Source organism: Phycisphaerae bacterium (assembly GCA_035384605.1).
In the GTDB taxonomy this organism is placed as follows: domain Bacteria; phylum Planctomycetota; class Phycisphaerae; order UBA1845; family PWPN01; genus JAUCQB01.
The window spans coordinates 1-21,019 of sequence record DAOOIV010000020.1 but is presented as its reverse complement, the minus strand read 5'-3'; the positions used below and the strand labels follow the sequence as shown (position 1 = coordinate 21,019).

The window sequence follows — 21,019 nt, the reverse complement described above, 5'->3', positions numbered from 1 at the left end:
TACGGAAAGTCTCGTTCGCCGGCGACGACCTCGACGTTGCCCTACGAGCACGGCTTGAACCGCACCACGCAGCGCGAGCAGCCGTCACAGATCCGCTCGCCGAATTCGACGACGATGCCCGGCCCGAACTCGGTCGCCCACACGCGGTACTCGGTATCGCAAATGCGGTGACCAACCCTTCCCGCCAGGTGGCGGCGGTTCGATTCTGCCAGGAGATCGTACCAGGGGCAACGGGCCATCGAGATGGTCATCCCGCCGCCCGCGTCGCGGCTCGCCTGGAAATCAAACCCCTCGACCGTCAGCTTGGTCGTGAAGCACTCGCAAAGCGCCTCCATCCCCGACTCCAGGCCGGTCAGCGATTTGAGCTTGCGCGCCTGAATCTTGGGCATGACCCGCCAGACCTCCTCGTCCACATCCAGAGCCGGATCGAAGCCATACCGCTCCTCCATCTTCATGAACCACAGGCCGTCGACTGCGGTGTAGCTGCGCCGGAAGTAGTCGGCCTTCTGGGCGTCGGTCAATTCGATCATGGACATGCGCTCCGATGAGTACCGCGAAAACACGTGCCGCATTGTAACGCCAACGACGACGCGAATCCTCACCCCGCAAGGCCCCGACAGGGATTCAGGTCAGCAGCAGGATCGGCGGTCCTCCTCGCAATCCTCCGGCTCGGCAGCGGAAAAGAGCCGGGAACGGGCTGCTTCAGCAGCCTTTCCCGAAGGGCAGGCGGGCCGACCGCTTGACGTTCGGTTCGCGGCCGTGCACTCGTTCCCCTCCCCCTGTAATAAGCTCTATCGGATCACCGCGACACTCTCTCGCTCGATGATCTCGGGTTGGACGAGGACGCCGGTGGGCTCACTCACTTCACCGTCAACTCGGCGGGCCAGCAGGTTGGCCGCCGCGCGTCCGAGTTCGTGGCCTGGGCAGATGATCTCGGTCATGCGTCCAGCCAGATGCGCAAACTCCGCATACGTGAACAGCGGGTCGATACCGATGACAGAACAATCCTCCGGAACGCGCAGCCCCCTCCGCGACATAGCCGCAAGGACGTCCATGCTCACGCCGCCCGACGTGGCGAAGATGGCCGTTGCCCTGGTGCTTCTGATTGCCTCGATCAGCAAGGCCTCGTCGTGCTGGACGTCCTCTTGGGTTTCGGGATCCCGCCTGGCCAGTCGCAGGCATATCGACCGATAACCGCCGGCCCGCTGTGCCTCACGGAAACCACGGATGCGATCCACGACGCCGGCAGCCTTTCGATGATCCCAAACACACAAGACCTTCCGGTGACCCTTTCCGTAGAGGTACTCCCACGCCAGGCTGCCCACACGACGGTTGTCCAGATCAACGAACCACCGCGGGCCACCTGCCACACCGCGATCGAAAATGCTGATGCACGGTATCCCGGCGTCCTCCCATCGACTCACATACGCACCCCACAGTGCCGGATCGACCGACACGATCATGCCACACAAACCCGAGCGTATGACATGGTCGATCGCACCCGGGTCGCGCATGTACGACTCGGCATCAGGACTGGTGAGCAGGACCGGATAGCGGGCGTGGGCTTGGCCGGCCAGGGTGATGCCCCTGAAGATCTCCCACATGAGCATGGGGCGGACGTTCATGGGATCGGCGATCACGTCGCTGATGAATTGAAACGATACGCCAAAGAACGGGCTTTGGCGCCGCCCTAGCGACACGGCCATCACATTGGGCCGGTAGCCGAGTTCCTTGGCGGCGAGTTGAACCCGCCTGACGGTCTCGGACGCGTACTGCGAGAACTGCGGCTCGCGCTGTCGCACGATGAACGAGGCCGTCGACGGCGACACCCCCGCCCGTCGGGCCACATCCATAAGCGTCGGGACATCTCTGCGTTTCTGCAACCTGCAACCCCGCTTTCACTACGGGCGAATCATACGCCCACCATCCAAGTCGTGCCACGACATCGACTTGCCACTGAATCCGACCCTCTCCACAACCGGAAACGACACGGCCGCGAGTCGTGAAAGATATACCTGATGTGTCATTACAGGTGTACCCAATACATTACTACGTTATATATCTGCCTCGCAGTCGCACCGCCCACAACCTCGCCGAAGCACGCATCAGGCAACCCACGCCGACGCCGTCGCAAAAAAAGCGGCTTCCCGGTGAGATTTCGCTTGCAGCCGCGCAAAACATCGTGTAATCTATAAAACCGGTTGTATTATATCATACAACCGATTGTGTTACAAGATCGACGGTATCATCAGGTCGCGCGCCGACCGGGACATGTGGGAACGGCTGCGTGTGACGCAACCCCATACGAAGTAGCAGAAAGGAGCAATGGAAGGTATGACAAGAGAAGCACTAGGCAAGGTGGTCGCGTGTACGGCCTTGGCCGTCTCATGGCTCGCGGCCGTGCCGAGGGCCAGCGAGGGACAAGCGCCTGACATTTTTCCCTTCGGCCACGAGTCAGATTCCCATGTCGGGCTGTTCGCCTACTACCCTGATCTGGTCTCCTGGAAGAACCCCGATTGGTGGACTAATCCCGACGACGCGCACATGAAGCCGCCCATCGCGCAGATCTTCTGCGATCAGCTAGGCGAACGACGCGGCTGGATCGTGTTCTACGTGCATGAATGGAAACCGACCGGCGGTAAATTCCCAACAAATTCGTCGGATCCAAGGTGGATCGAGCTTCAGAGCGCCCTAGCTTTCGCGTATCAACACCTTAGACTGATACCCATCCTGCGCCTGCACTGGCTGGACAACACAGGAAATTCGGTGGAGGGCTGGCCTCCCGATTGGGATATGGTACCCCGGGGACAGCACTGGTCCGTGCCAGTGGACACTGAGACGTACGACAGTCTGAGAGGCGCCAATCCCGAGGACCCAGGCTATCAGGACATGGCTCTTTTGATGCGTACTGATTACATCAACTGGTGTACGCAGCTTGCCCGTTCACTGCGGAACGAATGTCGGTGGTTCATCATCGGCAACGAACTCAATCACTCCGCCGAGTACGGGGGCAGTCCCCCGTACACGGAGGGCGGGATAGTCCCCCCCTATTGGTACGCCAGCGTGTGGTCCGGTTGCTTCGCGGGCATGGCCCGGGACGAGAATGAACTCGGAGGTCCTACGAAATGCCAAGTCCTGGTCGCGCCGTTGACGCCGCACTCCCCGTCGACGGCTGGCCAGCCGTGGCAGGACAAGTTGCGGGACTACGCAAAGGCGGTGGACGTGGCCTACCGGGGGAAGTTCGGAGATGTCCCTGACCCTGACTCGCTCCTCCCGGGGTTTGCGATACACGGATATCCCGACGGATACGAAAGTTCATCGGGAGACTGCGAAGAGCACCCGATCATGAACCAGTTTTCACAGTATATATCCACGATCGAGACCACGGTGCATGATGACGGTTCGTATCCAATCGCGTACGCGCATGACACGGAGTACATCATCGACGAATACAACTCCTGGACCAGCGCTGACGGTGACACCACCTCCTACCATGAATATTCCATCCGCGGCATTCTCGACCACGTCTCCGAGCTACGCTCTACGTGGGCCCCAAACCGACTGCGTGCCGCCTGCTATTATGCCTACCGCGTCCCGATGATATACATCGATGGCAATCCCCAAGGCACCTTCTACGACTTGGTGGAACCGGACGGTTTATGGCCCCACCCTACTGATATCACACTGAGGTGGAAAAAGACCGGATTCATGCGCCGATACCTGAATTTTGCATTCGACGAACTGGTAGAGTACACCGGGTGTACACCACCATCAGAATGGTGTGGTTCCCAGTTGTTGGTTTTTCCTGATGGGACACCGGTCGTGGGAGAGTTCAACAACGTCTTAGACGGCGACCCCGAGACCTACGTCGCCGCGCGTCTGGACACCTCACCCGACCCCGATTATTGGAAGGGTCCTTATTTGCGTTTCGCTCTATGCCCCTGCGATTTGGAAGCAAGTTACGTGGTCGAGAGCATCAGCGTTAAGATCTATGTCGACAGTGAGGTCACGAACGCCAGCGTCTGGCTCTCTGTCGGTCCAAATGTCCTCGCTGGATTCCAGAACGTGACACTGTACGACGGGTGCATGTTCCGGACGGCGTGCCCCCTCACCGAGCTCTACGATCAGATCCTGGTGGAAGTCGACTGCCACGAAAGCTCGGGCAACACCGGGCTGCAGAACAACATTGGCGTGAGGGAGATAAAGATCGTCAACGCGCCCCCGCCGCCGATCACCGTCAGCGACATCGACGTCGGAGACGTCGGGCAGACGTCTGCCAGTGTCTCCTGGACCACGGAGGTGGCCAGCACCTCGCGCGTGGACTACGGCACGACGACGGACTACGGCTCCTACACTTACGATAGCGCAGAGGTAACCGACCACGCGATAACGCTGATCGGCCTATCGCCTGGGACCACTTATTACTACAAGGTCACTTCAACGTGCGACAACTATGAGGACGGGATCGAGTTCGGCCAATTCACATCCATGCCTGCCCCACCAACTATCGAGCGGTCGCCGGCGACGCTGTCGCCGTCATGCACGCAGGGCAGCAACGCCGCCAGCCAGAGCTTCACGGTCCGCAATAGCGGCGGCGGAACGCTGAGCTACTCGATCACGGACAACATGAACTGGCTATCGGTGACGCCGACCAGCGGTACCAGCACGGGCGAGACGGACACCATCACGGTGAATTACACGACCTCGTCGCTGACACCGGGCACGTACAATGGGGCGATCACCATCACCGCCAGCGGGGCGACCAACAGCCCACAGACCATCCCGGTAACACTGACCGTCACCGCCCCGCCGCCGACGATCACCATCAGCAACATCTACGTCGACAGCATCACGCAGACGTCTGCCAGGGTCTGCTGGACCACGAATGTGGCCAGTACCTCGCGCGTGGACTACGGCACGACCACGAGCTACGGCTCCTACGCTTACGATGGCACGCAGGTAACCGGCCACGCGATAACGCTGACCGGCTTGTCGGCCGCGACCACGTACCACTTCAGGGTCAGCTCAACGCGCAGCGGTTACCGGGGCGGCGTTTCGGAGGATCGCACGTTCACCACCGCCGTGGGCCCCATCATTATCACCAACATCGTGGCAACCCCGCAAACCTTCGGCGCCGTAATCTCTTGGACGACGAACATCCCGAGCACCTCGCTCGTCGAATACCGTAAGGCCGGTGCTGTAGGTGCAGATGGAAAGTGGTACAAACGTGGAAATGAGGATCTGGTCACCGGCCACAGCATCACGCTGGCGGGGCTATCCAGCAACACAACCTACGACTACCGCGTGACGTCGTCGGCAGAAGGATACGAGACCGCAACCTCGACGATACGACAGTTCACCACGCTCTACTGTGGTCCTAACTAGATACCCGCGGCGAGACATGCGCGCCCCTGCGCGCATGTCTCGCCCTCTTTGAGCCTGCTGGTCGTGGCCGACAGAGAGCAGATCGCCTCAGCGTCAGAACTTGTGGGAGCTAGACGGCCGGTGCTTTCTGAAGAAACGGCCCAGGGCGTCACCCGCCGATAATCTAATCTGCTTGCCGCCATTTCTATTGACAATAGATATCATTTATGCTATTCTTCGTATATGGATTATGGCTCGCTGGTGAAGCTGACCGGGACGTTGCCGTGCTTCGACCTGGCACTGCTGGTCCAGTCCTTCGATGACCGGCGGGAGGCGATTCGCGTACAGCTCTCCCGCTGGATGAAACAGGGCAAGCTTATCGGACTGCGTCGCGGCGTCTACACCCTGCCCGACACGTACCGGCGCGCGCCGGTAACACCCGCCAGGCTGGCAAACGACCTGTACCGGCCGTCCTACCTCAGCGGGCTTTGGGCTCTTGGCTTCTATGACATGATTCCGGAACGGGTGGTCTGGTTGACTAGCGTGACTCCGCGTGTTCCCCGTCGCTTCGAGAACCCGTTGGGTGTTTTCGATTATCGGAACATCAAACAGGATTGCTTCCTCGGTTTTTCGTCGCTAAGGCATGGCGGAGAGGAAATCCTGGTCGCAAAACCCGAGAAGGCGCTGCTGGATCATTGGCACCTCACCCCAGGCGAATGGACCAGCGAACGACTTGCGGAGATGCGATACCAGCACGTTGACCGGGTGGCAGAGGATCGACTCAGGGAATACGCGACGTGTTTTCGAAGCCCCCGGCTTGACCGGGCGGTCGAGCGGTGGCTTACCCTGGCCGCTGAAGAGGCAAAGGGCACGGTGACGCTGTGAGAGAGCAGGCGTTGGCAATCGTTCGAGAGGTGACCGATCCCGATCAGGCCCTCAATCAACTGCGGGAGTATCTCCAGACGCTCATCCTGCGGTCGTTTCATGAATCCGAGGCGTTCCGCCCGCTGGCTTTCGTCGGAGGGACCGCGCTTCGCTTCCTGCACGGTCTTCCGCGGTTCTCGGAGGATCTCGATTTCTCGCTGGTCACCGCTGATGGCTACGCCGGCCGGGAGTGGATGTCCAAGGTGAAGCGAGATCTGACCCTCGGCGGGCTCAACGCCGAGGTGACGTGGAACGACCGCAAGGCGGTGCACACGGCGTGGGTGCGACTTCCTGGAATCCTCCATGACGCGGGGCTGGCGGCGATGCCCGATCAGAAGCTGGCCATCAAACTGGAGATCGACACCCGGCCACCGGCCGGGGCACGCTGCGAACGCCGGGTGATCAGCCGACACCTGACTTTCCTGGTTCAGTATTACGATCTGCCATCCTTGCTGTCGGGCAAACTCCACGCAGCCATTACCCGGAGATACGCCAAGGGACGTGATTGGTACGATCTCATGTGGTACCTGTCGCGGCAACCGCCCGTGGAACCGAATCTGCCGCTCCTGCAAAATGCCCTTGACCAGACGCACGGAGTTGGCCGTTACGATGCGAAAGCGTGGGCGACGCTGGTTCGCGATCGAGTTCGTTCTATTGACATGAAACGGATTCAGGAAGACGTCCGTGCATTCCTCGAACGTCCGCTGGATGCCGCCCTGCTGAATAACGAGAACTTGCTTGGACTGCTTCCGACGGAGGGACCCACGGACTGCACGCCCGATCCGCCGTGAGTTCGCAAGAGGAAAGCAGAACAGGTTTGTCTGTCAGCCACGTTATTCAGCCATAATCTCGGTCCGCAAACCCTGCAATTCCTGCTATCACGGCCGTTTGTCAAGCAAGGGCATCGCTGCCTGCCCGGTGATCGGCGGCTTGCAGATCGCCCCCCAAAGGCTGCTGCTCGCGATCGGAACCTCGCAGAGTGCCCAAACACAGGACCCGACCAGTCCCCCAACCATTCTTGCCACGCGTCGCGGATGCTGGTAACTTGGCCCGTCGACGGGCGGCGGCACGACTTTGACGCGGACGATGTGCGAGGCAAACGCGAGAGTCCTGCGGGCCGACCGGTGATAGACAGGTTGAGTGACCATGCCCGATACGACCAAGAAAGACTCGCAACAGCGTGAGCCCAAATCCATTTGGGACAACGATCTGCCCGCGGGCGACTCTCCGCCCAGGCCGCGTGGGCCGTTGATTGCCGCCGCAGTGGCCTACGGCTGCTGGTTGATCTTCCTGTTGGTCATGACGATCCTGCGGATGACATACCACGCGTAGCCCGGAAGGCTCGCAGGCGGCTGTCGATGGTCAAGGACGATACACCCAACCTCGACCCACTCATCCTCGAGCGCAACCTGGCCGCCCTGCGTGAGGTCGATCCGGAACTCGCCCAGCGATTGGCCGATCTGCCTGACGCTTCCGGTCCCCCGCCGATGCCCGCCCGCACTCGCGACGGCAGACTCAGCTTCCGGTTGAAGCAATCTGACGGATGGATGACATGGTTCGGCCGGACCTCGATCCCCGGCGTGCGGGCCGCCGCCCTGCTCGACCGATTCGATGCGGGCAGGGCCAACGTCTTTTTCCCTGGCATGGGCGAGGGCAGCGAGGTCGAAATGCTGCTGCCTCGCCTAGGCGCTCATCGCGCGATTTTTGTCTGGGAACCCGATCCGGTAAACCTGAAGCTGGCCCTGCGGCTGCACGACCTGGCCGCCGCCATCTCAGCGAAGCGACTTGTCCTGATGACATCGGGCCTGGGACAACTGGCTGACGCCCTGTACCAGTGGCTGATGAGGAACCCGGGGCACCTTTGCCCCAACCAGATGATGATGTTTCCCTGGCAGACCCCGGCCGAGATCGCCCCGATTCGGTTTGCCGTCGAGCAGGCGTACCAACGAACCGAGCGGGACCGCCAGACCGCTCTGGCCCAGGTGCACCATCGCTGGCGTACAATGCCACACCCGCAAAGCCCTGCGGCCGGGGACGCTCCGGCACACGTGCTGATTCTAGCCCTCCACGCGCTCGATGAGACGTGGTCGACCGCCGACGCCCTGTCCGTAGCGGCCGCAAAGCTGGGCTGGCATGCCACGGTGGCAGATATCCGAACGCCCGGCGACATGCATTCGCTCGCCCGGGCGCGACGCGTTCTCGAATCGCCTCATGGCCCGCCGAGCTTCTCCATCCTGCTCAATGTCATCCGCGAGCAGGTCTGCGATGTCATACCCGCCGCGATACCCGTGGTCTGCTGGCTCAGCCATCGGGGGGACGTGTTCCATCGTGCCAGGCTGGGTGCGGTGGCGGTCACAAGTCCGGTCCTTCTCAAGAGAGCGCTGGCTGCGGGCATCGACCAAAGACGCTTATCCGTCTGTCCGTTGCCTTGCCTGGGCCCCGTCGAGCTGGACTGCCTTGAAAAGGAACGACCACTGGACGTGCTTCTGATCACCGACGCAGGCCCGATTGACGCTGCCGCGATTGCGCCGCGTCTGCCCGGCTATGCCCAGCTCTGGAAAGGCGCTGCGGATCTACTGGCGACCCAAATCGAAACCTTCACGGACGACCAAGCGGAGCGGATCCTGAGTCGAACCGAGGCGAAAGCACGTGCCCGTATCGACGAGCCGCAGGTGCGCGAGGAAATCCTGCGAAACCTGACCTGCCAGCTTGCTCCCTCGCTCCTGTGCCGCTTCCTCGCCGGCCAACTGAAGGCAAGCGGGCTCTCATTCCGTATCCATGGACCAGGCTGGACAGCCGCTTTTCCGGAGCATGCCAGCCCGCCTTTGACGACGATTCGCCAAAAGGTTGATGTGCTTCGCTGCGCCAAGGTTGTTATTCACGCCGATGTGACCGGCCTGCTGACCGGTGATGCGCTGCTTGCGGCCGGGTGTGGAGCCGCCGTGATCGCCCGCCGACATCCCTCGAACACCTTGCCGGGGGGCCTGGAGACGCTGCTCGCGCCCGACCACGAGGTGCTGACTTTCCTGACAGGTCGCGAGCTCATCCAAGCGGTGCGCCGCTTGCTCGAAGACGCGGCGTGCCGGTGCGACCTTGCCGCCATGGCTGTGCGACGATGCCTTGCAGATCACATGCCAGAAGCACGTCTTGAAACCCTGAAAGCTGCCGCAACCTCCGTATTCTGATCTTGCCTATCTTAACCTAACCTTTTGGTCCGAAAAAACTTCTGGTCGATCGGCGCGGCGGTAAAGTTTTGCGCAACATGCGACCGATAAAAGCGCAGGTGTCGGCTCAGCGAGCCGCGCTGTGGAACTGCGGTCCGGGTCAAGGCGGATGCCTGGAGAGTTTCATCTGTACTCATTGGAAGGCTGCAACGACCATGAGAACCATCGCCATCGCCAACCAGAAGGGCGGTTGTGGGAAAACCACAGTTAGTATCAATCTGGCCGCTTGCCTGGCTCGGGAGGGTCGCCGGACGCTACTGGTCGACATGGACCCCCAGAGTCATTGCGCTTTGGGATTGGCCGTTCCCGAAGACCAGATTGAGGTGAGCATCCACGATGTCATGATGCATCGCAACAACGGAGATCGCATCGAGATCACCCGCTGTATCTGGCAGATTACGGCCAACTTCGACCTAGCCCCCTCGACCACCGCGCTCTCGGAGTTTGAACTCATCGGACCAACGCTGCCGGACGCGGAACAGAGACTGGGCGACGCCCTGGTTTCGGTCAGTGACAAGTATGATTTCGCTCTGGTGGACTGCCCGCCACATATCGGTCTGCTGACACTCAACGCTTTTCACGCGGCGAGCGAAGTGATCATACCCGTGGACACCGGGTATTTCTCGCTTCAGGGGCTGACCAAACAGCTCGAAACCCTTGAGGCCATTCGCAGCACACGCCAGAGCCCGCTTGAGATTCGCGTCCTGGCCAACCTTTACGATGTTCGCACCAAACTGGGCCGCGAAATCCTCAACGAGCTGAAACGCAAGTACGGACACCTGATGTGCCACACGTTCATCAACTTCAACACCAAGCTTCGTGAAGGAGCCAGTTTCGGACAGCCCATCACGGAATACGACCCCAACAGCATGGGTTATCGCGATTTTGCCCGCCTGGCCCGCGAGCTGATCTCGTCCGGCGGCCCCGAGATGGTGCCAACGGCGATTCTGCGACAGGCCGACGATCTGGCGGAGCGCGCAGAGAAGCTCTTGGCAACCAGCAAGCCGCTCTTCGGAAAGGGCGAGCTCAGCCAAGCCGGCGATGCCACGCCCGCCACCCCTGAGGAAGTGCAGAAGAAGATCGAGGGCATTTACGGAGTCCACAAGACTAACGAGGGCGTTTTGTTTGCGACCGAGGCCCCTGGGGCCACCAGTGTGGCCATCGCCGGTGACTTCAACAACTGGCAGCCCGGAGCGACGCTCATGGAGCGCAACGGCGACGGGAACAGCTTCGTGGCGCTCCTGCCATTGCCGCCGGGTCGCTATCGCTATCGGTATGTGATCGACGGCCAGTGGAGAAGCGACCCGAACAACGAATATGTCGAATCCAACCCCTTCGGCGAGCTGAATTCGGTCGTCGAAGTATGATCGTCAACCCCAATGCCCAGCCGGCGGCTCGCCATGCTCCCGGAGAAATGGCGAGCCGTTGTATTTCCGCTCGGGCTGACCTCCCCAGCCACAAACGCTGCCCCTCCTGCCGCCCACGGTCATCCCGCCGAACGGATCAGGTCCGAAGACCCAACCACTTCCGCGAGGACCGCTATCACTGAGGGTCAAGCCTCCTCATCAGCCTGACGGCTCCGCCGTTGCGGCGGGAGATCCATGAACAGCGTAAGCCGTTCCAGATCGACGGGCTTGAGCAACTTGCGGAGATATCGCTTGGCCGCACCGATGCCCGTTCGACGGCTCATGTGCATCAGCACCACGTGCGGGCTGCGAACCCGCTCGAAGAGCTGAGGCAGGTCGTCGATATGCGTGTGCCGGCCCTGCCGAGCGCGCTCGAGATGCTCGGGCTCGAAAAACGTGCACTCGAAGATCAGCACCTCGGCGTTGCGAACATGATCCCGGTCCAGAAATGAGCCGATGGCCGAATCGGAGCAGAACGCCAGCCTCGGGATTTCAAGCCGGTCTTCCACAATTCGCCCCGACCGCTTCAACTCGGCGATCTGCCGGCCGGAAAGGGCGGCGAACTCGGGCTTGAGTTTCTTACGAACCTCGACGAGCGAGAAACCCAGCGTCGGCCCCGGATGACAGACCCTGAAAGGGCGGATGACCAGGGACCGGTGCAATTGAAAGTCCTCGTCCTCATCAACGCCGACGATTATGCCAGGGGAAACGTGCCCCTCGATACGCCCCCAGACCCCAAGAAGATCCTCAATGGCCGGGACCAGCTTGTGATGGACCAAGACCGTCCCGGGAGCGTTACCCTGGAAATGGCGCTGAGAAAAGTAGTAGGCCAGTCCTGCCGCGTGATCCATGTGCCCGTGGGACAAGCAGATATGGTCAATTCCGATTGCCTCACGGGGGGCCCGGCCGATGTCAAAAGCGACGTTCATCTCGGGGGCAATCAAGATCGTCTCCTCCCCCGCCAGGCTGAAGCCCTGGAGACGAACGCCGCCAACGGTCTTCTCAATCAGTCTCGAAGCCATTCGCCCACTATGCCCACAAACGCCGTTTTTGCCAAGGGGGCCCTAAGCAGCAGATAGTCTTTGGAGTGTGCGAGGAACTCGCCGGGGGCATTCTGGGAGTACAACAAGCCGCTGGTCGGACCATGCGGAGGAGACGGGCAGACGAGATGCCAGTAGCACGTCCGCCGAGATTATCTCGCACTCACGAGCCGACCGATTGTCACTGGCGCTTGCGTTTTTTGCATCGGCGGCTATATCTTGGGCCGCCAAATGTCGTTATACTCCAGATCTGGTGCCTGCCCTGGATGACATCGGCCGAGTGTCTGGAACGCACTGGCGGCCCGGGGCCGGATCGGTTCGCGGACGCAACAGGCCCCCTTGGTGACTTTGGGCATATAAGCATGCGCTGCCCGTACTGCAAGGAAATCAATCAGGACAAGGTCATCGACTCGCGTCTCAGCGAGGGCGGCGAGGTCATTCGTCGTCGGCGAGTCTGCCAGTTTTGCCACAAACGATTCACCACCAAGGAGCGGGTTGAAAACGAGGTCCGGCTTCTGGTTATCAAGCGCGACGGCACCCGGGTTCCTTACGATCGGTCGAAAATCCTCGCGGGCCTGCAACGGGCGTGTTACAAGCGGCCGGTCGATGACGACTCCCTAGCCAAACTCGTTGACGCAGTGGAGGATGCGGTCTTCAAGGAGCATGACCGGGAAGTCAGCAGTCAGACCATCGGTGCCATCGTCGCCGCGAAGCTGCGCGACGTCGACCCCATCGCCTATGTTCGCTTCGCCAGCGTCTACCGCAGGTTTGCCGATCTCGGCGAACTTATCGACGAGGCCAAGAGCGTCTACGATCGCAGCCGCAACGACGTCCCCGGTCAACAGAGCTTGTTTGAGTGAATGACGTGCGTGATTCCGGACCGGAAAGGCGGAAGTCATTGTCTTCCCGGGCGTGTCTGTCACATACTACTACCGATGGTGCACGAGCGTAGGGAAAGGGTAGTGTGTTTGCGAAAGGCAAGCACGAGCACAAGACCGCGCGTCGGCTCGTGCTCGTTTTTCGCCGCCCACGTTATTTAGCGTCTCCCCCAGAGACGTCCTGCCGGTTATCTCAAGAGAATCCGATTCCGTCCTCCCCTGTTGCTTTGCAGAAAAGGAAACACCCGCATTGCCGGTTTGTGAGTCTCTTGCGTCGCGACCAGGTGTGCGTTTTGCGCGCATCTTTTGGTTGCGGCGGAAAGCCGCCTTGGGGAGCGAAGGTCTCGTTTCCGGGGCGCGTCACGAAAACCTCGTGGGTCTAAACGGTACGGTGTTCCCCGATTTAGCCGTTTCCCCGTCCGTGATCCTCTCGCACACATATACCGACACGAAACCCGTGCTGCTTTTCTCCACGATTTCCAACCCGCTGCGAATCATCATTCCTTCCAGTATCCAATCCAGGGTCGAGAACTCCGTCTTGATGTGTTGTATCGTCCGTTGGGCCATCTCGTCACCTGCTTGTGACCGGACTCCATCCACCACCGTCTTGAAGAAGACATCGTAATCATCGGTCGTTGAAGGAAAGACAACGTCGCGCAGGTAGAGTCGCCGTCCCGGACGAAGGCTTCCCGTTATCACATCTAGCGCTCGCGACTTCCAGAAATCCGGAAGGTGGTGCAGCGCCAACTGGGTGATGATTCCGTCCACTGGATGATCCGGCCGGAAGCCGGAAAGAAACCCGCCCTTTTCGAACGTCACGCTGCTGACGCCGCGTTGCTCCGCTTTCCGGCGAGCATATTCCAGCATGGCTGGGGAGACATCACTGGCATACACATGCCTGACCGCCGGGGCAAGAGCGAGGGCGCATTCCCCTGTGCCGGTCCCGATCTCCCACACGATCGAATCCGACGAGAGCAGCAGGGCCCTCTGGATGTCCTTCACCTCACCGCCCACGTCGCGCAGCGTCTGCATGCGTCGGTCGTAGACCCGCACCTCGTTCTCGTCGCGATAGTCCGTGCCGACTTGAATCGTCTCATCATATTGCCACGGATTGTTCACGAGAGATTCTCCTTGCCGAAGGAGGCCGAAGAAGATCCGCGTCACACACCGGCCGGGCGATCGGGCCGTGGCGCTCTTTTACGGCCCCTTGCGACCCTCAGAGGCTACCCACGGCGTCTCGGCTCCTCCGTTCCTGCTGAACCGCCGACCGCCTCCCTACGGACACCCCCGCCACCTGCCAGCACGAAACCTCCATATTATTTCCGCAGGCTGTCGGACACAATTGCAAAGAACCTTGTTCGTGAGCCGGTGCTCAGTTGTCATTCTGCCGGTGCATCCTACAATCTGCGAAGAAAAGCGATCAACTCTCGGCGATTAGCGATAGACAGGGCGGGAGCATGTGCCGACGGGGACGTCGGCACCACAATCCACGCCGAACGAAGGACGTGAGCCGAATGGCGAAGAGAGAATCCAACGTACCGGCCGGCCAGCGTCGCTTCGGAGCTCACATGTCCATCGCCGGCGGCGTACACGCGGCTTTTCGCCGGGCGGTCGAGGTCGGATGCGACTGTTTCCAGGTATTCGTCAAGAATCAGCGGCAATGGAGCGCTCCGGTCCTGACGGTCGAGGCGGTCCGCTTGTGGGAGGCGGCCCGAAGCAGGACGGGGCTCGGCCCGGTCGTGGCCCATGCGACTTACCTGATTAACTTGGCCTCGCCCGACCGCGCCTTGTGGCGGCGCAGCATCCACTCGTACACCGATGAGCTGCGCCGTTGCGAACGGCTGGGGATTGTCGGGCTGGTGGTGCATCCGGGCTCACACAACGGCCGAGGAGAGGGCTGGGGTATTCGCCGGATCGCGGCTGCACTGAACGTCATTCACGCTCGAACGGAAGGCTCGCGCACAAGAACCGTTCTGGAAACCACCGCCGGTCAGGGCACCGGCATCGGCTGGCGATTCGAGCACCTGGCCGGGATCATTTCGCAGACTGATGCCCCCCACCGTATCGCTGTTTGCGTCGATACCTGCCACCTCTTCGCCGCGGGGTATGACCTGACAACCGATGCGGGTTATGCGGAAACCTTCCAGGCATTCGACCGCATCATCGGCCTTGACCGCTTGCTGTGTTTCCACATGAACGACTCGAAGAAGCCGCTGGGCTCGCGCGTTGACCGCCACGAACACATCGACAAAGGCCGCCTGGGCCGCAGTGCTTTCCGCCGCCTGGTCAACGACCCGCGTTTCTTGGGCCGTCCGATGATCTTGGAAACGCCAAAAGGAGCCGACACTCGCGGTCGGGATTTCGATCGCGTCAACTTGCGTTTCATACGGTCGCTGCTGAGAGAACCCGACACCTGACCCAACGTTCGACAAGCACTTTAAACCGTTCGAGGAGCAGTCTTTGCGATCGTCTTCAGCGTCCGGCCTGCAATCTTGCCGCCAAACCCCCAACTATGGCATAGGGATCAATCTGCTGAACGCCCTCTTTTTTTCTTGACACTCGGCCCGCCGCCGCATTATTATCTGTTTCGCCTTTGGCGGCTTCGGCGGCCGAAAAAGGCGGCTCACATCGGTATCCGGTCAGTTCGGACGGAGACGTCAAATGGGGAGAGTTGAGGACGAGATCCCAACTATCAAAACCTTGCAGTGGGTGTGAACGGCACCGCGCGTGCGGCGCCGGGGATGTGGAGTTTCTGTTTTAGAGAGAGAGGAGCACGCAAATGTCCGGTACACGAATACAGGTTGGCACTGCCATCCTTGTGGGGATGCTCTTGCTGGTCTCACCAGCAGCCGGGGGTGTCCGCTACTCGGAGCAAGGCGGTATCCAACAGATATGGATCACCGCGGATGCCTTCACCGCCCGCAGCATGAGCGACGGGACACCCGACTACTTCCCGGATCCGAAGGCCAATGCCCCGCTCAGTGGCAGTGCCTACTACTTCGGCAAGGATGTCAATCACGCCGGCAGTTGGTCGCACAGCGGCGGCTATCAGGAGGACTGGTGGGTTCAATACGAGATTCCGAAGAGTGCGTTGCCGGCCCACTTTAATCTGACGGGGGATTGGGGCGTCTGGTTCCGCAGCCAGATTGCTGATGCGGCTGAGTACGGTGGGACGCCGGGTGGAAATCCTGACATGTTCTGGGATTCCGACTGGTTGTTTGTAAACGGTCATCCCTCCGACCTGAATGTCAGCAACCCCACAGAGGCCGATTGGCAGGCGGCCCTGGCCGGCAGAGCCAATGATGACGACCGCGTTCTCCAGAACTTCATTTGGGTGGATCCCGACTACATCGGCGGCGTCCGGCCCAACTGGACCTGGCTGAACACTGAGCAACCCGACGATCGGGATTTCCTGGCCAAGACCTTCAATCTGGTCGACGATAAGATCACCTTCCGGCTGTACGAGCGGGAAGCCGGTGTCTATAACGGGCGGATCGACGTGATCTGCTTTGCCAGAACCGGCCATCCAGACAAACCGGGCTTCGTGGACTACGTGCCGACGGACGCGGACTTCCTGGCATCTGTGCCCGAACCGTCATCGCTGCTGCTGCTGCTTGCGGGCACGATGTTCCTGAGAAGGCGGTCGTAGCCGAGCCTGTCCGGTACAACCCGGATGGTTGTGAGCAAATCCCGATGATGAGCGACAGGTGGGCTGCAGTTACAAGTGATCACTGCAGCCCACCGATCGCCACGGGTCGGAGCCTGTGATCCGGTCGGTTCGCTGCGTTCAGGAGCAAATCTGTGCGGCAAGAGTCCGCAGCGATTAAGCCGGCAATCAGGCCCGTGCCCGAGCATAGCTCGGGCCGGTAGCTTCGCAGAGAACAGATTTCAGAAAAAACAGAAGACAGTGGAGGATGTGCCCATGCGCAATACGATCCTGGCCGTGGCGGGGCTGGCGCTGTGCTTGCCCGCGTTCGGACAGACAAATCTGCTGGTCAATCCCGGCTTTTCAGACCCGGTCGGACCCGGGGCCTGCGGCCCCGAGCGCGGCTGGCGAGACAAGACACACCCGACAGGCTGGCAATGCAGCGACTGGAACCGCTTCAGCCGCTGGTTTGCCAAGAACGAGGAAAACGACTGGGAACTTATCAACCTCTGCCCTGGAGGACCGAACGCGGACGGTTATTACGGAGCCCTCGAGAACGCCGACAAGCTGACCGCTGCCATGTACTTATACCAGACGGTTGCCGTGGAACCCGGCAAGACATATCGGCTTTCGGGTGTGTGGGCCGCGATGTCCAGAATGCGGGCCGATGGTCGGTGGACGAAAATGCGCGCCCACGTTCAACTCATCGACGGCCCCGTGACGGGAACGGTGCTGAAGGACCGCTCCGTCATCGTCGGCGACCGCTATAGTTTCCCCTTCTTCGGCTGGGAAGAGTTCACGCCGTTGATCGCCACCCCCACAACCGCCGAGCTCACGGTGAAGATCTGGGCCGAGCAGTTGGCCCCCGCGACATGGTCTCACATGGAAGCGATCGTGGTGGACGACCTTGTCCTGGCCGAGGAGACCGACTGCACGCTTCAGCCGGAGATAGACAGCCCCACAAACGACGCCGGCGCCGCCGTCGGCGTCATCAGCACCCAGACCGGCGATCGCAGTGTCCCCCGAGCCAGTACGCAGACTCTGACTATCACGGGCTTGAACTTCACGCCCGATCAGATGGCCGTCAAACTCAAGCGGAAGGGCTCGGCAGATATCGTCGGCACGATCACCAGTTCGACGGCGACCAGTATCGTCGCCGATTTTGTCCTGCCTGCCGACATGGCCTTGGGCCCCTGGGATATCGTGGTGACCGGTCCGGGCTGCGTTCCGGCGGTCGCCCCGGGCGCGCTGGAGGTCTACCTGCCGGCTTTCAGCAACGGCAGTTTCGAGAGCCCGGCGGCACCTGCTTGCACCCCCACGCGGACGCCGGATTTCCCGACGGACTGGCTGGCCTGTGATTCCGGTCACTGGCGGCACGACACCATCTGGGGCGATCTTTATGTCCCCAATCCCGACATGCGGCAGAACTTCCTCAACCTCAACGGCTATACCATCGGGAACAACCCCTTGTCCTGGACGCCCACCTGCCCGGCGGACGGCAATAACTACGGTACGATGGCCCGGTTGACGGCAGGGATCGATACGAGCCGCAGTGCGACGGCGTTTCAAACCTTCAGTGTCACGCCGGGTCAAACGTACACTTTCAGCGGGCTTTTCGCCTGGAAAACGGCCCTGGGTATTGCCCGAATGGGGCTTCTGGACGGCGACAGCTCGGTGCGCATTTCAAACCTGACCACCTCGCCGACCAATAACAAGATCCTGGTGAACGTCACCTCGGGCACCAGCTTGTCCAACTGGAAGTTCGCTTACTATAGCGCGGTCGCGAACACACCCCGAATGACCGCTTTCTTCTTCTGTGAACAGAAGGACGTCACCAGCACCGAAATCTCTCTCCATGCCGACGCGCTCTCGGTCAAACCGTGCGTGGACAGCTTCACCCTCAACGGCACCATCACCCCGTCGCAAGGCGAATCCGGCAAGGTGGTGCAGATCACCGCCATTCCCGGGAGCGGCCTGGTATCTTCACCGGAACCTCCGGTTGTGATCCTGGTCGGGCCGGCGGCAATCATGGCCACAAACGTGCAGGTCGTCGGGGGAACCAGCATCCGCTGTCAGCTTGATCTGACCAATGCCCCCGTGGGCACCTACAACGTCGTGGTTATGCAACAGGGTTGCGTCAACGACACTTCATTGCAGAACGCGTTCCAGGTCGTCCAACCGTATGCGGTCCAACTCAACAGCATCAGCCCTGCCCATGCGACAAACGACGGACCCGCGGTGGTGACCCTTACCGGCACGAACCTGGAGGGTCTCAACGGCATCAAGCTGGTACGCGACACCGGCGGCAGCGAGATCATCGGCACTCTCGGCCCCGCCGGCTCCAACCAGACCGAGCGGACGGCCACGTTCGACTTGAACGACAAGGAAATGGGTCGTTACAACGTAGTGCCCATAGTGGTTGGCGGTGCCACGCCGCTGTATCGAGCATTCCTGGTGGTGGCTGCCGCGCCCTCCAATCTCAGTTTCGAGATCGGCACTAATCCCAACGACCCGCCCGGCGGTCCCTGCGTCAACGGGACCTATGACCGCTCGCGGGCCTTGCACTGGGACACGGTCCCGGCCGAAATCAGCTGGATGCGGGATACTCGCGTCTACTTCTCGGCCCCCTGCCCCCAGGAAGGTGATCACTATGCGAGTTTCACCGCATACGACACGGTCGTCTTGCGGGCTTTCCAGACCATCAAGGCTTCGATAGGTCAACGGGTTGACGCCTCCGCATACCTGTACAATAAAATAGCGGATACCTCCATGTCTCACCCCACCCGTCTGATTCTGCTTGACGGTGACGAGAACGGCACTGAGTTGGCCTCCGTTGAGGTGGTATCTCCCATGGCAACCTGGCAGCAGGTCCAGGTGAGCGGCACGGTCTTCAGCGGATTGGCCACCGTAATGGTCGAGACGATAGGATCCGTCGGCCGTGCCGTGAGCCACGTCGACAACGTGGGCATTGCTCTGGTTGGAGGCTGCTCGCCGGTCGAAGTCGACGCAGACAACGACAGCGATGTGGATCAGGCGGACTTCGCGGCCTTTCAGGTGTGCTTCGCCGGGGAGGGTGTGACGACGTTGCCCGATGCGCCTTACTCATGCAGGTGCTTCGATCACGATCGCGATCTCGACGTGGATCTGGCGGACTACATGGCGTTCGAACGTTGCTCGACGGGACCCGGCATACTGCTGGACGTGCACAACCCGCCCGAAGGGTGTGTGCCTTGAGCCGTCGGACAGGGATTCGCGGGGGTTGGGCAAGCCGTTGAATGCCGCCTGACCGGCTGCTGCCGTTGAAACACGTCCCTCTTTGCCGGGGTCGGTCGGTACCGGACGGCCACGGCAAAGGGGGCGTGGGTTGCTGAAATCGTCGGCAGGGGTTTGTCGCCTTCCACGTGTCCTTGTCTGAACCGCCGGCGTGCCTCTCTTGACACTTTTCGCTGCCGCCGCTTCAATTCCATCGGCCGCTGATCATACTGCGGTCTGCGAGCACCTAGCGAGGAATACCATGGCCAAGGTCAAAGCATTCGCACTCGGTTTGGATTTCGGGACCAATTCGGCTCGGGCGTTGATTGTCGATCCGGCCAACGGGAAGGAGGTCGCCACGGCCGTGGCGGGGTATTCGAGCGGCGAAGCCGGCATCATCCTCGACCGGCGTGATCCGAACGTCGCCCGACAGCACCCGGATGACTGGCTGACGGCGATGTGCAAGTGTACGAAGGACGCCCTCAGGAAGGCCAAGGCGGTCAAAGGCTTCAAGCCCGAGGGAATCATAGGGATCGGCGTGGACGCGACTGCCAGCACACCCCTGCCGGTGGACGCGACCGGCGAGCCGCTGGTCCGGCAAAGAAGATTCGCCAAGAACCTCAATGCCCTGGCATGGCTGTGGAAAGATCACACGTCGTTTGCCGAGGCCGCCCAGATCACCGCCGCGGCCTCGAAGGAACACCCTGAATACCTCGCCAAGTGCGGCGGCACATACAGCAGCGAGTGGTTCTGGTCGAAAGCGTTGCACTGCATCCGCGTCGCACCTGAGGTCATTCAAGCGACGGCGGCGTGGGTCGAGCAGTCGGACTTCATCCCGGCCGTGATCACCGGCAACAAAAACCCCGCCGAATGGAAACACAACATCTGTGCCGCAGGTCACAAGGCGATGTATCACGCGAGTTGGGGCCTGCCGGCCGCGGACTTCCTCGATCGGATTGATCCGGCTCTCGGCGATCTGCGGCGGCGCGGAACATATGAGAAAGCCTACTCCTCGAACGAGCGGGCCGGCATGCTGTGCCCGGAGTGGGCGGCCAAGATGGGCTTGCCCGCGGGCATTCCGGTGGCCGTCGGGTCGATTGACGCTCATCTGGGCGCGGTGGGCGCGGGCGTCAAGCCCGGCTCGCTGGCCAAGATTCTCGGCACCAGTTCCTGCGACATGATGATCCACCCGAACACCAGCCCTCTGCCCGACATCCCCGGCCTGTGCGGGATCGTGGACGGGTCCATCGTCCCCGGCTACTTCGGCCTGGAGGCCGGCCAGTCG

Annotated in this window: 16 protein-coding genes; 11 read left to right on the top strand and 5 right to left on the bottom strand. The window is 61.1% G+C overall.

Translation table 11 applies throughout. The features are described from left to right. Positions 1 to 41 precede the first annotated feature (41 nt). Together PLL20_07050 and PLL20_07045 are read right to left on the bottom strand one after the other, a co-directional pair. Positions 42 to 530: a DUF6125 family protein gene (locus PLL20_07050; GenBank protein ID HPD29735.1), complete on the bottom strand. Its 489-nt coding sequence runs from the start codon at positions 528 to 530 to the stop codon at positions 42 to 44. Positions 531 to 791: 261 nt separating this feature from the next. Beyond that, positions 792 to 1,883 (bottom strand): LacI family DNA-binding transcriptional regulator, encoded by a 1,092-nt coding sequence (locus PLL20_07045; protein ID HPD29734.1) that lies wholly within the window; start codon positions 1,881 to 1,883, stop codon positions 792 to 794. Between the two features lie 451 nt (positions 1,884 to 2,334). On the opposite strand from PLL20_07045, the gene PLL20_07040 reads away from it, so the two are divergent. From PLL20_07040 to PLL20_07030, 3 genes are all read left to right on the top strand, one after another. Then, on the top strand, positions 2,335 to 5,385 hold the full coding sequence (locus PLL20_07040; protein ID HPD29733.1) for a hypothetical protein: 3,051 nt from the start codon (positions 2,335 to 2,337) through the stop codon (positions 5,383 to 5,385). Between the two features lie 222 nt (positions 5,386 to 5,607). Next, complete coding sequence (locus tag PLL20_07035) at positions 5,608 to 6,249, top strand: hypothetical protein (protein HPD29732.1); 642 nt, start codon at positions 5,608 to 5,610, stop codon at positions 6,247 to 6,249. Positions 6,250 to 6,260: 11 nt separating this feature from the next. Then, complete coding sequence (locus PLL20_07030) at positions 6,261 to 7,079, top strand: nucleotidyl transferase AbiEii/AbiGii toxin family protein (protein HPD29731.1); 819 nt, start codon at positions 6,261 to 6,263, stop codon at positions 7,077 to 7,079. A gap of 87 nt (positions 7,080 to 7,166) precedes the next feature. Here PLL20_07030 and PLL20_07025 read toward each other — a convergent pair whose 3' ends face one another. Next, a complete protein-coding gene (locus PLL20_07025; protein ID HPD29730.1) occupies positions 7,167 to 7,436 on the bottom strand; it encodes a hypothetical protein in 270 nt (89 codons plus the stop codon). Here PLL20_07025 and PLL20_07020 point away from each other — a divergent pair. The 3 genes from PLL20_07020 to PLL20_07010 all read left to right on the top strand — a co-directional run bounded on the left by PLL20_07020 (position 7,435) and on the right by PLL20_07010 (position 10,879). Further along, complete coding sequence (locus PLL20_07020) at positions 7,435 to 7,620, top strand: hypothetical protein (GenBank protein HPD29729.1); 186 nt, start codon at positions 7,435 to 7,437, stop codon at positions 7,618 to 7,620. The two genes, PLL20_07025 and PLL20_07020, sit on opposite strands and share 2 nt — an antisense overlap. 26 nt (positions 7,621 to 7,646) lie before the next feature. After that, positions 7,647 to 9,473, top strand: coding sequence for a glycosyltransferase (locus tag PLL20_07015; GenBank protein ID HPD29728.1), 1,827 nt, complete (start codon positions 7,647 to 7,649; stop codon positions 9,471 to 9,473). Between the two features lie 194 nt (positions 9,474 to 9,667). Further along, positions 9,668 to 10,879, top strand: coding sequence for an AAA family ATPase (locus tag PLL20_07010; protein ID HPD29727.1), 1,212 nt, complete (start codon positions 9,668 to 9,670; stop codon positions 10,877 to 10,879). A gap of 185 nt (positions 10,880 to 11,064) precedes the next feature. Here the strand turns inward: PLL20_07010 and PLL20_07005 are convergent, their stop codons facing one another. Continuing rightward, positions 11,065 to 11,940, bottom strand: a complete 876-nt coding sequence (locus PLL20_07005; protein ID HPD29726.1) for an MBL fold metallo-hydrolase — start codon at positions 11,938 to 11,940, stop codon at positions 11,065 to 11,067. Between the two features lie 380 nt (positions 11,941 to 12,320). Here PLL20_07005 and nrdR point away from each other — a divergent pair, with 380 nt between their 5' ends. After that, positions 12,321 to 12,818, top strand: a complete 498-nt coding sequence (nrdR, locus tag PLL20_07000) for a transcriptional regulator NrdR (protein HPD29725.1) — start codon at positions 12,321 to 12,323, stop codon at positions 12,816 to 12,818. Positions 12,819 to 13,196: 378 nt separating this feature from the next. On the opposite strand, the gene PLL20_06995 is transcribed toward nrdR, so the two are convergent. Continuing rightward, a complete protein-coding gene (locus tag PLL20_06995; protein HPD29724.1) occupies positions 13,197 to 13,955 on the bottom strand; it encodes a methyltransferase domain-containing protein in 759 nt (252 codons plus the stop codon). Between the two features lie 395 nt (positions 13,956 to 14,350). On the opposite strand from PLL20_06995, the gene PLL20_06990 reads away from it, so the two are divergent. The 4 genes from PLL20_06990 to PLL20_06975 all read left to right on the top strand — a co-directional run. Then, positions 14,351 to 15,253, top strand: a complete 903-nt coding sequence (locus PLL20_06990) for a deoxyribonuclease IV (protein HPD29723.1) — start codon at positions 14,351 to 14,353, stop codon at positions 15,251 to 15,253. Between the two features lie 362 nt (positions 15,254 to 15,615). Further along, positions 15,616 to 16,485, top strand: coding sequence for a PEP-CTERM sorting domain-containing protein (locus PLL20_06985; GenBank protein ID HPD29722.1), 870 nt, complete (start codon positions 15,616 to 15,618; stop codon positions 16,483 to 16,485). A gap of 273 nt (positions 16,486 to 16,758) precedes the next feature. Continuing rightward, entirely contained in the window at positions 16,759 to 19,716 is a 2,958-nt protein-coding gene (locus tag PLL20_06980; protein HPD29721.1) for a hypothetical protein, read from the top strand. Positions 19,717 to 19,996: 280 nt separating this feature from the next. Then, the coding region (locus PLL20_06975; protein ID HPD29720.1) for an FGGY family carbohydrate kinase at positions 19,997 to 21,019 on the top strand (1,023 nt) is incomplete at its 3' end.

Excerpts from the sequence above, each read along its gene's own strand:
- PLL20_07050 (HPD29735.1), bottom strand. The coding sequence starts at position 530 with ATGATCGAATTGACCGACGCCCAGAAGGCCGACTACTTCCGGCGCAGC.
- PLL20_07040 (HPD29733.1), top strand. The coding sequence starts at position 2,335 with ATGACAAGAGAAGCACTAGGCAAGGTGGTCGCGTGTACGGCCTTGGCC.
- PLL20_07035 (HPD29732.1), top strand. The coding sequence starts at position 5,608 with ATGGATTATGGCTCGCTGGTGAAGCTGACCGGGACGTTGCCGTGCTTC.
- PLL20_07020 (HPD29729.1), top strand. The coding sequence starts at position 7,435 with ATGCCCGATACGACCAAGAAAGACTCGCAACAGCGTGAGCCCAAATCC.
- PLL20_07025 (HPD29730.1), bottom strand. The coding sequence starts at position 7,436 with ATGGTCACTCAACCTGTCTATCACCGGTCGGCCCGCAGGACTCTCGCG.
- PLL20_07015 (HPD29728.1), top strand. The coding sequence starts at position 7,647 with ATGGTCAAGGACGATACACCCAACCTCGACCCACTCATCCTCGAGCGC.
- PLL20_07010 (HPD29727.1), top strand. The coding sequence starts at position 9,668 with ATGAGAACCATCGCCATCGCCAACCAGAAGGGCGGTTGTGGGAAAACC.
- PLL20_07005 (HPD29726.1), bottom strand. The coding sequence starts at position 11,940 with ATGGCTTCGAGACTGATTGAGAAGACCGTTGGCGGCGTTCGTCTCCAG.
- nrdR (HPD29725.1), top strand. The coding sequence starts at position 12,321 with ATGCGCTGCCCGTACTGCAAGGAAATCAATCAGGACAAGGTCATCGAC.
- PLL20_06990 (HPD29723.1), top strand. The coding sequence starts at position 14,351 with ATGGCGAAGAGAGAATCCAACGTACCGGCCGGCCAGCGTCGCTTCGGA.
- PLL20_06985 (HPD29722.1), top strand. The coding sequence starts at position 15,616 with ATGTCCGGTACACGAATACAGGTTGGCACTGCCATCCTTGTGGGGATG.
- PLL20_06980 (HPD29721.1), top strand. The coding sequence starts at position 16,759 with ATGCGCAATACGATCCTGGCCGTGGCGGGGCTGGCGCTGTGCTTGCCC.